General features: G+C 58.7%; 13 protein-coding genes and 1 pseudogene. 6 read left to right on the forward strand and 8 right to left on the reverse strand.

The window, feature by feature from the left end:
* Positions 1-16: 16 nt before the first annotated feature.
* The 5 genes from BDB13_RS31360 (at position 17) to BDB13_RS31380 (ending at position 7661) form a co-directional block, all read left to right on the forward strand.
* Positions 17-1282 (forward strand): amidohydrolase family protein, encoded by a 1266-nt coding sequence (locus tag BDB13_RS31360; RefSeq protein ID WP_176459835.1) that lies wholly within the window; start codon positions 17-19, stop codon positions 1280-1282.
* Positions 1283-1334: 52 nt separating this feature from the next.
* Entirely contained in the window at positions 1335-2093 is a 759-nt protein-coding gene (locus BDB13_RS31365) for a class II aldolase/adducin family protein (protein ID WP_094275850.1), read from the forward strand.
* Between the two features lie 227 nt (positions 2094-2320).
* Positions 2321-3460, forward strand: coding sequence for an ABC transporter substrate-binding protein (locus BDB13_RS31370; protein ID WP_176459836.1), 1140 nt, complete (start codon positions 2321-2323; stop codon positions 3458-3460).
* 612 nt (positions 3461-4072) lie between these two features.
* Positions 4073-4951 carry a branched-chain amino acid ABC transporter permease gene (locus BDB13_RS31375; RefSeq protein ID WP_094275852.1) on the forward strand — a complete coding sequence of 293 codons (879 nt, stop codon included), beginning with the start codon at positions 4073-4075 and terminating at the stop codon, positions 4949-4951.
* The gene (locus BDB13_RS31380; RefSeq protein ID WP_094275853.1) at positions 4944-7661 is read left to right on the forward strand and encodes an ATP-binding cassette domain-containing protein; all 2718 of its coding nucleotides are present in this window, start codon (positions 4944-4946) and stop codon (positions 7659-7661) included. The genes BDB13_RS31375 and BDB13_RS31380 overlap by 8 nt, the downstream gene beginning before the upstream one ends.
* A 443-nt stretch (positions 7662-8104) precedes the next feature.
* On the opposite strand, the gene BDB13_RS31390 is transcribed toward BDB13_RS31380, so the two are convergent.
* From BDB13_RS31390 to BDB13_RS31400, 4 genes and pseudogenes are all read right to left on the reverse strand, one after another.
* Positions 8105-8818, reverse strand: coding sequence for an IS6 family transposase (locus BDB13_RS31390; RefSeq protein WP_141210788.1), 714 nt, complete (start codon positions 8816-8818; stop codon positions 8105-8107).
* A pseudogene (locus tag BDB13_RS33900) lies at positions 8812-8976 on the reverse strand (IS6 family transposase); the annotation flags it as partial. The pseudogene BDB13_RS33900 and the gene BDB13_RS31390, both read right to left, overlap by 7 nt.
* Positions 8977-9203: 227 nt before the next feature.
* Positions 9204-10565, reverse strand: coding sequence for an amidohydrolase family protein (locus tag BDB13_RS31395; protein ID WP_094275855.1), 1362 nt, complete (start codon positions 10563-10565; stop codon positions 9204-9206).
* Positions 10562-11749, reverse strand: a complete 1188-nt coding sequence (locus tag BDB13_RS31400) for a CoA transferase (RefSeq protein WP_094275856.1) — start codon at positions 11747-11749, stop codon at positions 10562-10564. The genes BDB13_RS31395 and BDB13_RS31400 overlap by 4 nt, the downstream gene beginning before the upstream one ends.
* Before the next feature lie 90 nt (positions 11750-11839).
* Between BDB13_RS31400 and BDB13_RS31405 the strand changes: the two genes are divergently transcribed.
* Positions 11840-12901, forward strand: a complete 1062-nt coding sequence (locus tag BDB13_RS31405) for an enoyl-CoA hydratase/isomerase family protein (protein WP_094275857.1) — start codon at positions 11840-11842, stop codon at positions 12899-12901.
* A gap of 444 nt (positions 12902-13345) precedes the next feature.
* On the opposite strand, the gene BDB13_RS31415 is transcribed toward BDB13_RS31405, so the two are convergent.
* Genes BDB13_RS31415 through BDB13_RS31430 form a run of 4 tightly spaced genes read right to left on the reverse strand, consistent with a single transcriptional unit; the run spans position 13346 to position 18374 of the window.
* A complete protein-coding gene (locus BDB13_RS31415; protein ID WP_094275859.1) occupies positions 13346-14182 on the reverse strand; it encodes a mycofactocin-coupled SDR family oxidoreductase in 837 nt (278 codons plus the stop codon).
* Positions 14179-15627 (reverse strand): aldehyde dehydrogenase, encoded by a 1449-nt coding sequence (locus BDB13_RS31420; protein ID WP_094275860.1) that lies wholly within the window; start codon positions 15625-15627, stop codon positions 14179-14181. Before BDB13_RS31420 ends, BDB13_RS31415 begins: the two co-directional genes overlap by 4 nt.
* A gap of 51 nt (positions 15628-15678) precedes the next feature.
* Positions 15679-17142: an aldehyde dehydrogenase family protein gene (locus BDB13_RS31425; RefSeq protein WP_094275861.1), complete on the reverse strand. Its 1464-nt coding sequence runs from the start codon at positions 17140-17142 to the stop codon at positions 15679-15681.
* A gap of 44 nt (positions 17143-17186) precedes the next feature.
* Positions 17187-18374, reverse strand: a complete 1188-nt coding sequence (locus tag BDB13_RS31430) for a cytochrome P450 (RefSeq protein WP_094275862.1) — start codon at positions 18372-18374, stop codon at positions 17187-17189.
* Between the last annotated feature and the right edge of the window lie 262 nt (positions 18375-18636).

Genomic DNA, 18636 nt, shown 5'->3' on the forward strand with positions numbered 1-18636 from the left:
TTGAATGGAGTCAGAAATGGCGCTTGATATCCACAACCCAGATGTCGAGAGTCAGGGAAGAGGACTGGTTCGTTTAGAGCCGACATTTCTGCCGGACCCCGACCCTCGGGAACTATGGTGCCCTCTCATTTCAGTGGATGATCATGTCCTCGAGCCCGCAGATATCTTCACTAGTCGTACAAGCTCGCGGTATCGCGACCTTGTTCCAGCAGTTGTCCCCAATCAGGATGGTATCCCGTATTGGCATATTGATGACGACCGAATCCCTATGCGCCTCACGATGTGCGGAGCAGTCGGTCGGCCAATCGAGGAATGGAGCTTGGCGCCTCAAAAGTACGAAGACTTCCGGCCCGGTGTTTGGGACGTTCATTCGCGAGTCAAGGATATGGATCTCAACGGGGTGTATGCATCTCTAAACTTTCCATCATTCGTCTGGGGATTTTCTGGGAAGCGGTTGAGTGGAATGCGTGATCGCGATGTTGGTCTCGCCTCCGTTCGGGCGTACAACGACTGGATGCTCGAGGAATGGTGCGGAGCGTATCCCGACAGATTCATCTCATGCCAATTACCGTGGCTCCTTGACCCTGAAGTGGCGGCATTGGAGATTAGAAAAAACAAGGAGCGCGGTTTCCAGTCAGTAACATTCTCGGAGAACCCTGAGGGATTGGGGCTCCCCTCTCTCTACTCCCAGTACTGGGATCCTTTCTTTCGTGCATGCGAGGAGACCGAGACCGTAGTCAACTTGCACGTGGGGTCCTCAGGATCGATTTGTCAACCGAGTGCGGCATCCCCTGCAGATGTCACAGTCGCACTCTTTCCATTGAACTCCATACAGGCAGTGGTTGATTGGATCTTCTCGCGGATCCCACTGCGTTTTCCGAAACTGAAGATCGTACTGTCCGAGTCCGGGGTCTCATGGGTCCCGATGATCATCGAACGACTCACGCGTTCTTACAGGCAGGCTGCCAGTTCGGAGACATGGAGCATGTCAGATCCGGACCCAGTTGACATCCTGCGACGAAATTTCTGGTTTACGTCGATCGAAGATCCAGCGGCATTCCGGATGCTCGATATCATTGGAGCCGATAAAATTATGGTTGAGACTGACTATCCGCATGCTGACTCCTCGTGGCCTGATTCGCAAGAACTCTTCAGTCGGGACATGAAGTCACTACCCCGCGAAACGGTTGAGAAGCTCTGCTTCCGAAATGCGAGTGCGCTCTATCAGCACCCACTTCCCCCCTCGAAGTTAATCGATTCATCGCATATTTCCCAATACTAACCCTCGCCGGAGCTAATTTCGCCGCCGATTACCTCCCCTGGAGTAGCCAATAATGCACACTCTTGACCTGCCGACTCCACCAACATTCCTTACCCATGATGAGGAGCGAAATCATAGGAAGATTCGCCTGGCCGCAGCCTTCAGGATCTTCAGCAGATTCGGCTTCGACGACGGAGTTACGGGTCATATCACCGCCCGCGATCCGGAATACCTCGACCACCTCTGGGTCAACCCTTGGGGTATGTCCTTCAGCCAGATTCGCGTATCTGATTTATGCCTGATCAATGGAACTGGAAACTTGGTCGAGGGAATAGGTCCCGTCAATCCAGCAGCAATCACGATACATGCCAGTGTGCACGATGCCAGACCTGATGTCGTAGGCGTCGCGCACAGCCACTCTCTGCATGGAAAGACGTGGTCGGCGTTCGGCCGGAAGTTGGACCCGATCACCCAGGACGCATGCGCATTCTACGAGAGGCACTCCGTTTTTGAGCAGTACAACGGCGTCGTCCTTGACGACGGCGAAGGTCGTTCCCTCGCAGAGAATTTGGGTGGGAATCGCGCGGCCATTCTCAAGAATCATGGCATGCTAACGGTCGGCGCGACGGTTGACGAAGCCGCATGGTGGTTCATCGCTCTCGAAAGATCTTGCCAGGCACAGCTTCTCGCCCTAGCTGCCGGGCAGCCGGACTCAATTCCGGCGGAGACTGCTCGAGCGGTCGCGGCACTCTACGATCAACGCGCTGGATGGTTCAATTTTCAGCCGATATTCGCGCGGATCATGCAAGAACAGCCTGATCTGGCAGAATAGATTGCCCGATTCCTACATCGGCAACTGACATACTCCATCCAGGGCCAGGATCACCCTAATCGGGGATTGTCGACCCGTCGAGGTGTCCACCCCCGTCTGCACATGGCGCTAGGGGCCATTCAACAACGACAGGTTCCTATTCTCTCGGGAATGGGAATACGAAAGGTTATGTAATGCTCACGTCATTTCACATTAACAGACTTGCTTGCGGGCTTACCTCCGCTGTGGTGGCACTAACACTCGTCGGCTGCGGGGCCGCAGGTAACGCAGAATCGCATGGCGATGTCATCAAACTCGGTGAAACGAGCGGAATCAGTGGACCGGCGGGGGGCTACGGCAAGGCTCTGAGCGAAGGCCAGCAGGCGATCTTTCGGGCAGTCAACGATGCTGGCGGCGTGGACGGGAAGAAGATCGAACTGACACTGCTCGATGATGGTCTCGATGTGGCCCGCGCAGTGCAGAACGTACGGAAGCTGGTCACAGACCAGAACATAGCGATTGTCGGTGGCTCTGGTGCGGGCTCGATCGATGCGATCGTCCCAGTCCTGGACAAGGCAGGCGTACCGCTTCTCTTCCCGGCAAAGTCGAGCCCGTCCTTTGTGAACTCAGTAGTGCCCCACGCCTTCGCGATGGTTCCCACCTTCCCTGATCAGGCACATGCTCTGGTGTCCACAGCGTTCGAGAAGACCGGCGCAGGAAGCGTTTACCTTGTTCGCACGGTGTCCGACCAGAATGACCCGATACTGGCGAAGGTCGAGGCTGCTGTCCAAAATGGGGGTGGCTCATTTCTCGGCACAGCAGTCGTGCCGTTCGGGGCAGACGTGACACCGGTCGCACTCCAAGTCGCTGAGGCGCGGCCGGATTATGTCGTCTTCACATCCGCTCCTGCTGAGACCACAAAGATCGTGAATTACCTTGCTGGCAAGGATCAGCTCCCCAAGAGGGCGATCCTCGGTACGACCTCGCTTCCCGGTGAGACCTTTCTGCAAGGAACACCGCGGAGCGCACACGATCTTCTCTTCAGCCTGGCCATCACCAAACCACCTACGGACCCCAGCGCAGCCGATTGCCTAGAAGCGGTACGAAAATACTACCCAGACTCAGAGATCGATACAGTGACCACGTTCGGTTGTGCGATCGCGCAGGCCGTGGTCGCGGGACTCGAACTCGCTGGGCCTGACCCAACTAGCGAGAGCCTGGTCAAGGCACTTGCCTCCATGCAGGACCGTCAGGTGAGTCCCCTCATCCCCCCCATGACCTTCTCCCGAGAATCGCACATGGGTCTGACTTCATTGCCGGCAGTCACAGTCAAGGACGGTCAGTATCAGGCAGCAGCCGAGACCGTCACCGTACCGGTTCTGCCGTGAGGCCCTTGAGCTAGTTGCCATGCTTGAAGTCTCCTGACGGTCTGACCTATTCACGGCGCGGCCGTCACATCCGCTGACGAAGCAGACGATGCACCGAGTATCGTCACCTCGCCTCAGCTAGGAGGTCTTTCAATTGCCAATGCTCATCATGCACACAGTAATTGCGGGCGCCAGTTTGATCACACCCCAGCCCAAGTGCGGCATCGATTCAACAAATTCTGACGCCTATCGCCGGCGCACAAGCCAATGCAAGATGGGTCGCCATGATCGGGAGTGCGCACGGAGAGTCATCGAAAGCATCGCTGTTCGTGAATAACGGACTGGCCAACGCGAACTGAGCAACCCACGCTTCAGCTCATCGGAAACAGACATTAGTCCCGAGACCACATCCCCTGACCCTCCTGTCTCGGCGCTCGCCGGCGCATGGACCTCTACCTGTCCGAGGGAATCGAGATACAAGAAATCATGAAGCAGCGATCCGGACCGTCCTCAACGGATGGAACGACCGCGGCCACCCGTTTGTCTGGACCAAGGCCGCGGACCCAATTCTAATGAACCGCAGACCAAATGAAATCGAATCGTCAAGTAACTTTGAGCAAATAGGAGAGTGGCATGGGTCTGTTCCTGGAGACGGTCTTGAGCGGCGGGACTATTGGAATGCTCTACGGACTTCTATCCTTTGCGATGGTTGTGCTTTTCAAGGCGACTGCCACCGTGAACTTCGCCCAGGGAATGATGGGAACCGCAGCTGCGTTCGTCGCCTTAACTGTTATGGTTGAGTACGGCATCCCTGTTGGCATGGCCATCATCATAGGATTGTTGTTCAGCACCTGCTTGGGTGTTCTTACATTCTACTGCGTCATTCGTCCCAAACCGAGGGCGGATAAGACAAATGTAATTATCAGAACGCTCGCCCTGTCGCTGATGTTAGCAGCTATCGTGGACCGATTCAGGGGTGCGGGCCAACCATTCCAGTTTCCTCAACTTCTCAGCTCTGGCGGATTCATCCTCCTTGGAATTCAGATAAACTATTCACTGATACAAACCGTCGCTATTGCAGGGATCCTCCTTGGCTGCTTCAGTCTATTTTTTCGATACACCGGTGCCGGTCTGCTCACACGAGCAATGGCCGACTCCCGCGAGACGGTCAGGTTGCTCGGCGTCCGTAGCGATCGGTTATTTGCCGTATCTTGGGGAATCAGTAGTTTCTTGGCCGCAATTGTAAGCCTATTATCCGCAAACCGCGTTTACGTATCGACGTTTATGCTCGACGGCTACTTACTCTACGCTTTTACAGCGGCGATCGCTTTTGGGCTCACAAGCCTGACTGGGGCGGTTGTCGGCGGCATCTGTGCAGGTCTACTGAGTAATGTGGTGGCAACCTACTTCGGGCCCGACTCGGCAAACCTAGTTATCTTTGCGGCGCTGATTACGGTTTTAGTTATTCGCCCACAGGGAGTTTTTGGAGATCGGAGAGTACATCGTGTTTGAGCACTCGGTACAGCGAAAAAAGCCCAGAAAAACCGTATTACGACGACATTCCGGCCTGGCCACGGCACTTGTAGCGTTAGCAGCCCTCGGGTTGATCGTCCGTGAATCCTCATGGCAATACGTCCTGATACTCGGCATGGCGTGGGGCACTGTGGCTGTCGGAATGAACCTCTGGCAGGGGTACCTCGGCGAAATTTCGTTCGGCCATGGGGCTCTAGTTGCAATCGCTGCGTATACCTGGACGGTGGCGAGGACTGCTGGTCTGTCTCCGATACTTGCGCTTACCATTTGCTTATGTGTCACCTTGATTGCATGCGGAATTATCGGACTTGCGGTGGTCCAACTTTCGCACTTTGGTTCAGCAGTTGTCACATTTTTTCTTGCATTTGTTGTGTCAGCTGGCCTGCAGTCAAGTGCGTTGGTCAATCTCACCGGTAGTCAGTCTGGGCTGCTTGTACCTGAGCTACATGTTCTTGGTGCTGACCTAGGTAATGGCGTTGGCTTATATTTCCTTGCGTTCGGCTTTTTAGCAGTCGTACTATTTGCCTCATCAAATTTCGGCAGCGGAAGGCGTGGCCACGAGCTTCGACTAGTGCGGTCGAGCGAACAGGTCGCGTCCCTACTCGGGGTCAGGGTCAAGCAAGTTAAGTGGACCGCCTTTGTCTTTACAGGTCTGGGTTCGGCGTTGGCCGGTATTGTGCTTTCCCAGGCCCTTACGGTCATCACACCAGATTCATTCGCTGCGGCGGTGTCTATCACCCTGGTAGCGATGGTTGTCGTGGGAGGACAAGGAACATTATTGGGTCCATTGGTCGGCGGCCTCTTTTTTGCGGCATTGCCCTCCGTCTTTCAGAGCGCTCCTGAGAACCAGGCTTTATACGCGAGTATCACTTTTCTTGTCTTTGTTGTGCTGGCACCGGCGGGAATCCTGGGAGCCATTTCCGGGTGGTGCGGTGCGACTGCGAAGCTGCTACCAAGTTGGTCGGGGACTTTGATTGGCAGGGCCGGCGAGCCCGAAAGCGCTGAAGCGTGCGAGACAGCACCTGACGCTTTCGATGTTCCGGAGGTGGACTCTGGCCGGAAGTTTGCCGATGGATGCGACACCATAGCGACTACAGTAGCCGCAATCGAGGTTGCCGGCGTGGGTGTCGCTTTCGATGGATTACATGCACTTAGTGGAGTCGATATCACCATTGCCCACGGACAGATCCATGCGCTGATTGGTCCAAACGGTGCCGGTAAGACGACGTTGATCAACACCATCACTGGTCTACTCCGACCGACGAGTGGAGAGATAAGAATCAATGGTCTTACAACCACCAAGATGTCGCCACCGGAGATCCGTGCTGCTGGAGTTGGGCGGACCTTTCAGAATCCGTCGCTCGTCGACGATTTGTCCGCAGTTGAGAACGTCGCGCTAGGGCTCTTGAGCCAACAACGACGCTGGTTGCTCGTGGATCTGCTGCGCCCTACTCTCGGGCGGAAAGCAGACGCTGATGCTCGAACAAGGTGCGAGGAAGCTCTGCGCCTGGTCGGCGTTTCAGAGTCCACGTGGAACAAGAGAGCCGATGAAATTTCGCTAGCTGACCGGAAACTGGTCGACCTGGCGAGGTCATTTGTGTCAGAGCCGACGGTTTTGCTCCTCGACGAGCCAACGGCCGGACTGGGAGAAGACGAGATCCACGTTGTTGAGAACGCGATACGCAAACTTCGTGCCAACGGACGCGTGACGGTGTTACTTGTCGCTCACCATGTTGCCTTTGTTCGGCGGGTAGCCGATATTGTCACCGTACTGGACGGAGGGGAGGTATTGGCCTCAGGTCAACCAGAGCAGGTCACGCGCGACGAGCGGGTACTTGAAGCTTTCGTCGGCAAGCCTGTCGAACTGCTGAGTCGGGAGCGCGAATGTGGTTCCAGGGCAGGGGAACTAGATCTATGCTCAGCGGTTGAATCAGCTGACGGCGCTCTGTCATCCTCGGAGATGCAGCCGGAAACATCTCGCGCGGATCTGTCGACACAGGGGATGGCGGTTACCGACTTGACCGTAGGATACGGACCTGCGCGCGTCCTCGACAAGGTCTCCCTGCATGTATCTCGAGGGGAACTCGTGGGGCTTACAGGCCGAAACGGCGCGGGGAAGACGACATTACTACGAGCGCTGTCCGGAATAATTAGTCGCGGTGAGGGTCTTGTCGACATGGACTCGGTGACCGTTCCTTCGTCGCCGGTGGGCGCTGCCAGGTCTGGATTGATCCATGTGCCCGAGGGTAGGGGCGTCGTCGGATCACTGTCTGTGCAAGAGAACCTACAAGTCGGCGCCTTGGCGGTCGGACACAGACTGACCAACGAAGACCTAGATCAAATTTTAAGCCGGTTTCCGGCGCTCAGGCCACTATTGCAACGCCCTGCCGGGTTGTTAAGTGGCGGTCAACAACAGATGCTAGCGATAGCCCGAGGACTTGCCGCCAAACCTTCCATCTTGATGGTAGACGAACTCAGCCTGGGGTTATCCCCCAAGGCCACCAGCGAAGCTCTGCAAGTGTTGCTGAGGCTAACCCGTGAAAGCGGCGAGGGTGTGCTTGTGGTTGATCAAAACATTCAGACGCTCTCAAGTGTCTGTGATCGGATGTACGTATTAAGGGATGGGTCTCTCTTCGAACTTGAGGGAGACAGCGGATCGATTCATGAATTGCAAGAAGTCTATTTCTGACGAGACGAACCACTCCCTGAATCGCATGTAAGCGAGCATTCGGAAACTGGGTCATGTCCGTGCACGACGCCGGGTCATGAGGCCGATCATGGCGATGTGGATGACGGCCTCGTGGTGGTCGGGTCGTGTCTCGTAAGCGCGGACGCAACGGCGGTACTTGTTGATCCAAGCAAACGTGCGCTCGACTACCCAAACCCGGGGCCGCACGTGAAATCCGCTTGCACCGGGGCTCCGTCTGATGATCTCAACCTGCAGGGCGAGCACGCTTTTCGCCCAGCCGAGCAGTCGACCCGGGTAGCCGCCGTCGCCCCAGATGAGCCGGATAGTGGAGAAGTTGCCCTTCAGTCCGGCCAGTTGCCGGCATTGTCACGTTAACTGAGAGGTTCTGCAGGGCATAGGATTCGGGTGTGGCATTGTCCGATTCGGATGTTGCTGTGAGTGGTTCAGGCGGCGACCGCGGTGTCGGTGATCTCACGCCAGATGGTGAACCGGTCGGCCATCACCTGCCGGTACTCACCCGCCGACAATCGGTGTCGGTGTGGCCGGAAGTGTGGTGAGATCGACGAGAACGCCGACAGAAATTGCTGCGCGTGCCGCATCGATTTGAAGCGTTTCATCGCCCGCTCGCGCTGCCGGGTCGGCTGATGCGGGTTCTCGGCTCGATTGTTCAGGTACTTGGATCGTCGATGCTCGACGGAGCCGAGCAGGTCGCGATGCGCGACGGTGTAGCTGGCCAGCTTGTCGGTGACCAGCACCCGCGGCACGTATCGCAGGCCCTTGAGCAGCTTACGGAAGAATCGCTTGGCAGCCTTGGCATTGCGGCGGGACTGCACCAGCACGTCGAGCACGTTGCCGTGCTGGTCGACCGCCCGCCACAAGTAGCGTTGTTCGCCGTCGATCCTCATAAAGATCTCGTCGAGGTGCCACTTATTGCCCGGTCGTGCCCGGCGGTGCCGCAGCTGGCTCGCCCAGTCCTGCCCGAACTTCGCGCACCAGCGCCGGATCGTCTCGTAGGACACCACGACACCGCGTTCGAGCATCATCTCCACCACATCGCGGAAGCTGAGGCTGAAGCGGAAGTACAACCACACGCAGCGCTGGATGATGTCGACCGGGAAGCGGTGACGCTTGTACGACGGCGCTGCGGTGTTCACCAAGCCGATCCTGCCAGCCGGACCCAAGTACCGTTAACTTGACAATGCCATTTGGGCACCGAGAGCCTGTGTCGGAGCGGCTGGAAATGCGGTGAAATTCCTGAGAAGGCGGACAGGAAGCGCTGCACGTGCCAGCTTGAGATGAACCGTTTCATCGCCCGCCAGGAGATACTGCAGGGGATGCATGCTCAGGTCGGTGCCCTTGGGAAAGTAGTTCCCGAGATCTCGGTAGAAGGCGTCGTGGGTGAACGTGTGCCAGACGACGAAGATCGAATGCAGCACAGTGCGACGAGTGCACGTTGCGTCCACACCGCGCCATCACCCGTCGGTAGCGTAAGCACAGATCTCTGTGCTTCGCCGAAACGGTTCGGTGGGTTAGAGCGCCACGTCAGTGGATTCGTCTGCCATTGATGACGGTGGCAACTGGCTCGTAGTCGTGGGAAACAACAACGAGATCGGCGGGCGCGCCGATCCGTACGCGGCGGGGTGGGCCACCCGGATCACCCTGACTGCTGAGGTAGGCCGAGAGGGCCTGGGTGTAGTCGATCGCCTCGGTCCCGCCGAGGATGACGCCTCCCGGCGTCCTGCGGTCCTGCGCTGCTGCGATTACTGCCCACGGACTTAGTGGCCCGTACGGGGCATCACTGGAAAAGGCAACGGGCACAGACGAATCGATTAGAGTCCGGCAGCGGTAAAGGTCGCCGATATCGATCGGGTCGACGTGTTCGAGATAGTCGTCGCCGCGATCGGCGATGAACCCGGGTTGAGTGACCACGGTCAGCCCGAGCCGACCGATTTCCTCGACGGACTCAGCCGGAATCAGTGCTCCGTGCTCGATCCGGTCGCCGGGAATTGAGCCGACCTCGCCCAGGACTGCCAGCAGGATCAGCAGTGCTTCGCGGCTGACGCAATGCGCTGCGATGGGCCGACCGAGGGCGTGGTGAGCACTGATTATTCGAGCCAGTTCTTCGAGATCTGGAAGCCCGGAATCTGCAAGCACGATCTTGTACGGGCCGACGGTCAGACGATCCGAGAACTGCCGGCTGCCCAAGGGCGCGCCCAATAGGTGCACCCGTTGTGGGAGTTCGCCTGTGGACATCGCCGCGGAGATCGAGGCGATACCATCGTCATCGAGGTCAGGGGTTGCATCGGTGACGGCCGTGATTCCGAGCTCGGCGAGTTCGGACCCGACGGTACTCAACGACGGGGGAGCGTTCCCGGGGATGCGATCACGGAGCCAGGCGTCGGCTCGCCACACTCGTCCGGTTGGATGTCCGTTCGAATCTCGTTCGATGCCAGGGTGATCGGCCCGTTGTATTCCCGTTGCTTCGATTCCGGCTGTATTGAGAATCCACAGAGCGCCGCTCCGATGTTGAATACGGACGGGGCGTGCAACGTGGAGGCGGTCGAGTTGATCCCGGTCGAGGTCTCCGGCAACTGACTCGAAGTAGCCGACGCCCCGTACCCAGCCGTGGGTGCCCGGTGAACTATGCAGTGCTGCAGCGAGTTCTGCTGAAGTCCGGACATGCGGCGGACCACATTCGACGGAAGCACGGCGTGCAGCCAGGGCGTGGAGATGGATGTGGTGATCGCACAATCCCGGAATGACATCGTTTCCCGCGGCGTCGACAACCTCTTCGTTGCCGCGGCTGAGGTGGTGTCCGATCTCGGTGATCAGTCCATTCTCGATTCGAATATCCAGTCCGGGAACAGATTCGATCACGCAGTTGGTGATCAACAGCTCGCTCACGGGAGATCGATTCCGAGGCTGCGAAGCACTGACTGGGTGTCGGCTCCGGAAGACGGCGCGACGCCGACACCTGCGCCCTTGCGCGGCAGAGCCATGAACCTGGCGTCGTATTCCGGCATCTTGGTCTGCGGGTGAGGAGGCAGTGTGGACGATACGAGGTCCGTCATCGAAATATCCCAGAGATGCCCCGCACCGGAAGGTGTTTCGGACATCGCGAGGGCCGCAGCAAGAAGTCCGGTCAACGGATCGGCAATGGCGTCGCCGACAAAAACCGGAGATCCAGTGGCGTCGTGTGCGATCAGGCCACTTGACGCCGCTATGTCGTCGCCGAAACCGATTCGCTGCGAGTTGCGTCCGGCTGCGGTGATGGAAATCCAGGTAGTCCCGGACGAGACCGCTGCGTCGGCGTCGAGACCGAAGCCGATTAGTGCGCGCGGCCTTGATGCTTCGATCACGATGTCTGCCTGCCCCACTAAACGAGCCAACGCTGACCGCCCGGCCGTGGTGTCAGGATCGAGTACGACGGACTCGTGTCCGGAATGTAGCAGCGAATAGAACTCCGGATTTCCGAACCTCGCTCCGTCAGCCCTGGTGGTTGTCTCGACTTTCACCACTCGTGCCCCGGCAGCCCCGAGGAGATGTGAGCAGAGTGGACCGGCCCAGAGTGCGCTGAAATCGACGACGAGCATTCCGTCAACGCAGCGGCGGGTTGTCGGAGTAGGAACGGGAGTGGCACTGCGTCGGACGGGTGCAGCAGCAAGACCGAGCAGCATGGCTCGCTCGGCTAGTTCGGAACCACGGTGAGCGGACAACCAGGCGGCGACGGAGGGCCACGGATCGTCGGCGATGTCCTGCGATATCAGTGCGCCCAACAGGTGTGGATCGTTCTCGCGGGCACAGGACACGGCGGCCCAACCGTCAGAGGTGGGGAGCAGACGAGTTTTCCCTCCGACCGCGATGTTGCCGTTCCGGGTCATTCCCGTGAATGCTGCGCGCTCGGAAAGGAAACGGGCGCCGTCGCCGCCGGCGCCGATGAAGGAACCCAGGCTGTTGGCGATTGTTGCTGCATTTCCCGGGGGAATCAGGGGAGGACCATCCGCTGTTCCGGTGAGGGGCACAATGCCACTGCTCAACCAATCCTGGATCCGCTCGGTCTCGTCAACGGCGTCCGGCCAGGCAAACATCGTTCGATGTTACACTCCGAAAATCATTATCGGAAAGGCAATCCCGCACGTGGAGATGCTATTCGGTGCCCGCCAGTTTGAAGGACGAAGATGATCGATAAGGTTCGCTTGCTGTCTCCGACGGACGTTGTCGACGGGGCACTCGATCATCCAATTCTGGCCGAGGGCGGTGCTCTCGACGATGCAGCGATAGCTGTCGACCTCGATCAGTCGATGTCCGAGGACGTCGCTAAGGCTGCCGCTGCCAAGGTTCTCGAGTGCGACCGCGTTGTTGTCGGTCGTTCCACCAAGGCACCTGACGCAGCAACCAGAACACTTGCACAGGCACTCGACACTACCGTCAGTTCGTACCAGGATTCGAGTATTCGGGTGTTCGTGAACGTCGAAGATGTCGATGCCGAATTGGCAGTTTTCTTCGAACGCTTCCATGAGAACCCGTATGCATCCGTGGTTGCTTCGCAGGTTCTGCGATTGGGTGAGGATCTATCCATTCCGGCTGCCCTGGATGTGGAATCGTTGGCCTACTCGACACTCCTGGGTACCCCGGACTTTCGTCGGTGGCTCGAGGGCCGCGGACCGAGGCCACTGCCGCCTCCGGCACCGCAGGAACCGGTACTGATCGATCGCCGTGATGCGTTGCTGCACATCACCCTCAACCGCCCGGAACGGCGCAACGCCTACGGTGCGCAGGTGCGCGACGGCCTGGTGGCCGCACTACAACTTGCACTGATGGACTCCAGTATTGAGAAGGTCCTGCTCGACGGAGCCGGACCATCCTTCTCTGCGGGCGGCGATCTGGATGAGTTCGGGACCACTCCGGATCTTGCTATCGCACACCTGATTCGGACCCGAGCCGGGGCGGCGCGTTTGATGGCCCGACTGGCTGATCGAATCGAAGTGCACGTCCATGGCAGTTGCGTCGGTGCGGGGATCGAAGTGCCGGCATTTGCCCAGTCAATCAGCGCGCACCCCGGAACGGTGTTCCGGCTCCCGGAGATCGGAATGGGTTTGATCCCGGGAGCCGGTGGCACAGTGTCGATTCCGCGTCGGATTGGGCGCTGGCGTGCCTATCATCTGTTTGTTTCCGGTGCTGCGATCACTGCACCTCGTGCGTTCGAGTGGGGACTGATCGATCGGATCGAGGTCGAGTAGTTCACTACCGATGCAGGTTCTCGAACACTGCAGCAATAGCAAAGTCGGTGTCCATATCGGAGTGCATGTTGACACCACACTCCCACCAACCACTGACAGGCCTGCGCAGTGCTACCTCCTGGTGTGCGGCGTAGGTCCCAACCGGGGACAACCCATGATTTGCCGCGTCTGTGGCGTACACGAGAAGCATCAAGTACGAGAACTAGTCAGTGTGTGCGCCTTTCGGTGCAGAGGGAGTCACACCGGTTCGGAATCGTGAAGAAACCGCGGTGTTCGTGGCCACTCGTGCCTGGATCTAGAGACCACCGACTCGCGTATCGGGACCAAAGCCCGCAGGATGAGGTGCGCTGTCGCATCAATGCCTAGAACGCAGAAGCTCTCGCTGTCAGCAGATCGACAGTCTGCCAAACTAGTTGTCGCTTTCGTAACTAGCTGTCTTGCAATCTATTTCAGCAACGCGCCGGCATCGACGGGTAGTGCGACGCCGGTGATGTACCTAGCGTCGTCGGAGGCCAGAAACAGGACTGCTTTACTGACGTCTTCTGGTTCGATCCAGGGCACTGGCAGTGCGTGGGCGGCCTGGAACGCACTGCGGACGTCGTCGATTGTCGGTTCTTCGAGGTCTGGCCGAAACAGTGAGAATGTCACAGGATTCATGATCATCGAGGTGCGCACAGAGGTGGGAAGGACTGCATTGACACGCACCGACTGTGATGCGTACTCGAGTGCAAGTGTGCGGGTCAGTCCGATCAATCCATGTTTGGCGGCACTGTAGTGCGCCATGTTCGGGATCCCGCGTAGCCCGCCGACCGAACTTGTGAGCACGATCGAACCTCCGCTACCGCCGGCGGTGATGTGGGGCATGGCCCCAGCGCAGGTATTCCAGGCGCCGGTCAAGTTGGTATCTACGACGTTGCTCCAGGCTGCGTCGGAGAGACCTTTCTCGATGCTTCCGTATCCGGAGATGCCTGCGTTCGCGACGACGATATCGAGTCGGCCCAGTTCAGATACTGCTGTATCGATTGCGGACCTGATCTCGACGGAATCTCTCACGTCGGCGACGACAGAGACAATTCGTCGGCCAAGTGATCGAACTATGCGTTCGGTCTCGTCCAGATCCGATTCGGTTGCCATCGGATAGGTTACGGTCTCGATTTGACGGGCTATGTCCACGGCGATTACATCTGCCCCGGCCTGCGCCAAATAGACTGCGTGGCTTCGTCCTTGACCTCGTGCGGCACCTGTTACCAGCGCTACGCGGCCTTCGAGTTCCCCGCTCACAAATACGACCCTACGACTTTGGTCTGTTGGTATTCAGCGAGAGCCTCTGGCCCACCCTCGTGGCCGAATCCGGACTGTTTCCAACCTCCGAACGGTGTATGGAAGTCGGTGATATGGGCGTTGATATTGACGGTTCCTGCACGAATGCGCATGGCCATGTTCTCGGCACGTTCGATGTCCGGTGTGAAGACCGCGGAGCCGAGACCGTAGATGGTGTTGTTCGCGATCTCGATTGCCTGTGCGTCGGAGTCGTAGGGGATCACCGACAGCACGGGGCCGAAGAGTTCGTCGTGTGCGACGGACTGATCCGCGGAAACATCCGCAATAACTGTGGGCTGTACGTACCAACCTTTCTCCAAGTCAGCTGGTCGACCGCCGCCAGTTGCGATAGTCGATCCGTCCGAGACAGCACCGTCGATGGCACCGAGCACTCGGTCGCGTTGACGTTGTGCGACAAGGGGACCGATCATCGACGACTCGTCGAACGGATCACCCACAATTTGTTGCGCCATCGCCGCCGCGACGGCTTCCACGATTTCGCTTTCGCGGTGGCGAGGAACAAGCAAGCGGGAGTTGGATACACAGATCTGGCCGTTGTTCTGGCACACGCCGAAGATGATGTCCGGCAACACGGAATTGATGTCGATGTCGTCGAGCAGTATGGCTGCGGACTTACCTCCCAATTCCAAACTGAGCCGCTTGAGGTCCTGGGCGGCGTCGACCATGATCGTGCGACCGGCGGCGGTACTGCCGGTGAACGCAATTTTGTCTACGTCACGATGCCGGACTAGGTGTCGGCCGGCCTCGCGTCCTCCCGGAACGATATTGACGACGCCGGGTGGAAATCCGGCGGCGTCGAGTGCTTCCGCCAGCAGGTATGCAGATAATGGTGACTCGGGAGCCGGTTTGAGAACAACGGTACAACCGGCCAAGAGTGCAGGAGCGAGCTTGTACATCGCCAAGAAGATAGGACCGTTCCATGGAACGATTGCTCCGACTACCCCGACAGGTTGTTTGTGCAGTGCCCATTCGCCGGCCACTCCGCTGCGGGACGTCTTCAGTTGCACCGATTCTGCGAGGTCCGCGTAGTACTCGAGCATCATGATGGGGCCAGGTGCTTGGCCTGCCTTGGAATACGAGATCACCGATCCCATCTCGGCTGTGATGGTGTGCGCGAAATCCTCGACTCTGTCGGTCATGGCCTTGGCCAGGTCGCGCATTTTCTCAGCTCGGTCAATCAGACTGAGCCATGGCCAGTCCGAATGATCGAACGCGGTCCGCGCGGCCGCTACCGCAGCGTCGATATCGGCTGGACCGGCATCGGGCACCGAACCGATCACCTGCTCGGTTGCCGGTGAAATCACATCGATCTTGCTCGACGTCGATGGTTGTGACCACCGCCCGCCGATGTAGAAGTGTTCGCGGACATGACTAGGTTCGGACATGGGTATCCCACGCTCTCTCGGGCGGTAGTGGTTCGGCGTTCGAGGGAAGTCTCAGCCGACTCGGAACGCGATGGCCTGGGGTTGTCCGAACTCGAGGAGTCCGGCGAGCCCGTGCTCAGCGCCGATCCCGGATGCGCCGTAACCGGTGATCGGAGCGTCGGCGTCGAGGGCAGTTCCACCGCCGTTGATTCGAACCGACCCGGTCTTCATACGTCGGGCGATCTCCCATGCCTTGCCGGTGTCGGCACTGACAACCCCACCAGACAGACCGAAACGTGAGTCGTTGGCGATTGAGACCGCCTCGTCGTCAGTGTCGAAGGCAAGGACTACCGCGACTGGACCGAATATTTCTTCTTGTGCCACACGTGCTTTCGGTGTCACGCCGTGGATGACAGTGGGGGAGAAGAAGAAACCGTCTCTGTCGATCGGGCGCCCTCCGGTGACGACTTTTCCGCCCTCGTTTTCGCCGATCGCCACATACTCGGCTACCCGCTGTTGTTGCTCGCGGGAGATCAACGGCCCCATCGTAGTTTCAGGGTCAAGGGGATCGCCGATGACCGCATTTTCGGCGCGCGCGGCGAGGCCGTCGAGGAACTCGTCCACCAGTGAACGGTGTACGACATGTCGGGTCAAGAGCACGCATCCCTGGCCGGAGTGCAGCGTGAAACTGTTGTATGCGATATCTACAGCTTGTCGGACCGGTGCGTCCTCTCGGACGATCAGAGCAGACTTTCCACCCAGTTCGAGCACTACAGGTTTGAGTGACCGCGCCGCCAGAGCCATGATGTGACTGCCGGTGCGATCGGATCCGGTGAAACTGATCATGTCGACACGTGGGTCTGCAACAAGACTTTCGCCCACGTCCCCGCCACCGGTGACGATATTGATCACTCCGGGTGGAAGGCCGGCCTCGGCGGCCGCTACACCGAGAACCAGACCTTCCAGCGGGGTGAGTGGCGATGGTTTCAGCACCACGGTGTTGCCCATTGCAAGCGCGGGACCGAGCTTGCACAGGTTCAGGTACAACGGAAAGTTGAACGGCGTAATGAGTCCGACAACCCCGCGCGGCTGATAAACTAATGCTGTTCCGCCCATCACCGAACCCGCACCCATTCGAAGCGGGGTTGCCGAATCGAGCTGACTCCCGGCCAAATCGATCGCATGTCGAAAACGACCGAACCCGATACCGAAATGGGTGCCCGCTACGAGGGTGGGTAGCGCCCCGGACTCGGCGGTGATCGTCGACGCGAGTTCCGAGCGGTGGCTGTCGAGAACGTCGACGAACCGATGAAGCAGGACCGATCTCTCTCGCAAGGACATTCTCGACCACGGACCGTCGTCGTACGCGCGTCGGGCTGCATCCACCGCAGCGTCGAGATCTGCGGCACCACCCTCGGGTACGGTACCGATCGTCGTTCCAGTCGCCGGGTTCGTCACCGCGGTGGTCCGTTGGTCGTGGGTGGTGACCCATTTTCCGTCGATGAAGAGCCGGTCATAGGTGGTCGATGCGAACATGGGTTCCTTGCCTGTCGAGATCGGGACGTGGCGGATCGGTGTGGTCAGTCCCAGACGAGTGGGAGTGTGTCGAGCCCGTTGACCTGGTTCATGTGACGCTGCAGTGTGTGTCCCTCTGCCAGACGGTAATTCGGAATTCTGGCATGGAATTCTTCGAGGACGATCTTGAGTTCGAGTCGCGCAAGGTGGGATCCGACGCAGCGATGCGGTCCGATGCCGAATGTCAGGTGACGATTGGAATCACGTGTGAAGTCGATGACATCCGGATTTTCGAACTGATTCGGATCACGGTTTGCTGCAATCGAATTGATGAGAACCCTTTCGTCCGCGCTTACCGGGCATCCTCCGATCTCGGTGTTCTCGGAGACCGCGCGCCCGATCATGATGACGGGTTCGAAGCGGAGGAACTCTTCGACTGCAGCCGGAATGATTGTGGGATCGTCGAGGATCTGCCGGCGTAGGTCCGGTCGCTGCGCGAGATGCGCGAACATGAATGACATTGCCGACGTGACGGTGTCGAGGCCGCCGAGGAAAAGCAGGAACGCCATGTGGATGAGATCGTCCTCCGAGATGGGCTCCCCGTCGACCTGTCCCTTGACCAATGCGGTGGCGATGTCGTCCTTTGGATGCAATTTGCGTTCGTCGAGGATGTCCTTGAGGTAGTTCATGGCTTGTTCCGACGCTTCGCCGGCCGAGATGGCGCCTTCGCCTTTGTGTGCCTGGTGGTTGATCAAGGTCGCCCAGGTATGGAATTTCTCGGCATCCTCGACCGGCAGTCCCATCATCTCGGTGAAGATCGTCGTCGGAAGTGGTGCGGCGAGATCGGCAACCAGATCGCAGCTCTTCTGCTCCTGGAACCGAGTGATCAGCATGTCGCAGAGCTTCCGGATTTGCGGTTCGAGAGCGCTAATATTTCTCGGGGAGAACGCATTCGAAATGAGAGTGCGGTATTTCACGTGCTCCGGGGGGTCGTACTCGAGGGGAGGGAGGGGGCGAGTCTTCGGCCCCGCGGGGATTCGGGCGCCCTTCGCGCTCGTGAATACTTGATGGTTTTGGAGGATGCGACGCGATTCTTCGTATTCGGAGACTACCCAGAAGCCGCCCTGGGCGTCGCTGTGCGCGACGGGGCATCGTGCTTGCATCTCTTTCGAGACCTCGATGGGGTCGGCGCCGAGTCGTGGGTCGTGGTGGTCGAAGTTCTGCACGAAGTGTTCGATCAGTTCGTTGTCCATCCGGGCTCCTTGTTTCGGGGTGGCTGACTTACGGCGGGCGGAATGATCGAGGCACCAGGACCTGCCGCTTCTTGAGGCGCGATTGTCGCGGTGCCGTCTGAAAGCAGTCTCACGCGTGACCGTTATCACATCCGTTACATCCGGCAATTCGGCTTGCTGGAGTTCGCGGACAGGCCCACCTCGGGGCGCCTGGCGGTACGGCCCCAGGGTGCACTCGATTTGATTGCGAATGAAAACCGCTGCGTCTATTGATTTTTCATCG

Origin of the sequence: Rhodococcus sp. OK302 (genome assembly GCF_002245895.1) — a bacterium.
Taxonomy (GTDB): Bacteria; Actinomycetota; Actinomycetes; order Mycobacteriales; family Mycobacteriaceae; genus Rhodococcus_F.

What these genes read in the sequence shown, in the direction of transcription:
- BDB13_RS31365 (WP_094275850.1), top strand. Translation starts at nt 1,335, where the DNA reads ATGCACACTCTTGACCTGCCGACTCCACCAACATTCCTTACCCATGAT.
- BDB13_RS31430 (WP_094275862.1), bottom strand. Translation starts at nt 18,374, where the DNA reads ATGGACAACGAACTGATCGAACACTTCGTGCAGAACTTCGACCACCAC.
- BDB13_RS31405 (WP_094275857.1), top strand. Translation starts at nt 11,840, where the DNA reads ATGATCGATAAGGTTCGCTTGCTGTCTCCGACGGACGTTGTCGACGGG.
- BDB13_RS31425 (WP_094275861.1), bottom strand. Translation starts at nt 17,142, where the DNA reads ATGTTCGCATCGACCACCTATGACCGGCTCTTCATCGACGGAAAATGG.
- BDB13_RS31375 (WP_094275852.1), top strand. Translation starts at nt 4,073, where the DNA reads ATGGGTCTGTTCCTGGAGACGGTCTTGAGCGGCGGGACTATTGGAATG.
- BDB13_RS31400 (WP_094275856.1), bottom strand. Translation starts at nt 11,749, where the DNA reads ATGTTTGCCTGGCCGGACGCCGTTGACGAGACCGAGCGGATCCAGGAT.
- BDB13_RS31420 (WP_094275860.1), bottom strand. Translation starts at nt 15,627, where the DNA reads ATGTCCGAACCTAGTCATGTCCGCGAACACTTCTACATCGGCGGGCGG.
- BDB13_RS31360 (WP_176459835.1), top strand. Translation starts at nt 17, where the DNA reads ATGGCGCTTGATATCCACAACCCAGATGTCGAGAGTCAGGGAAGAGGA.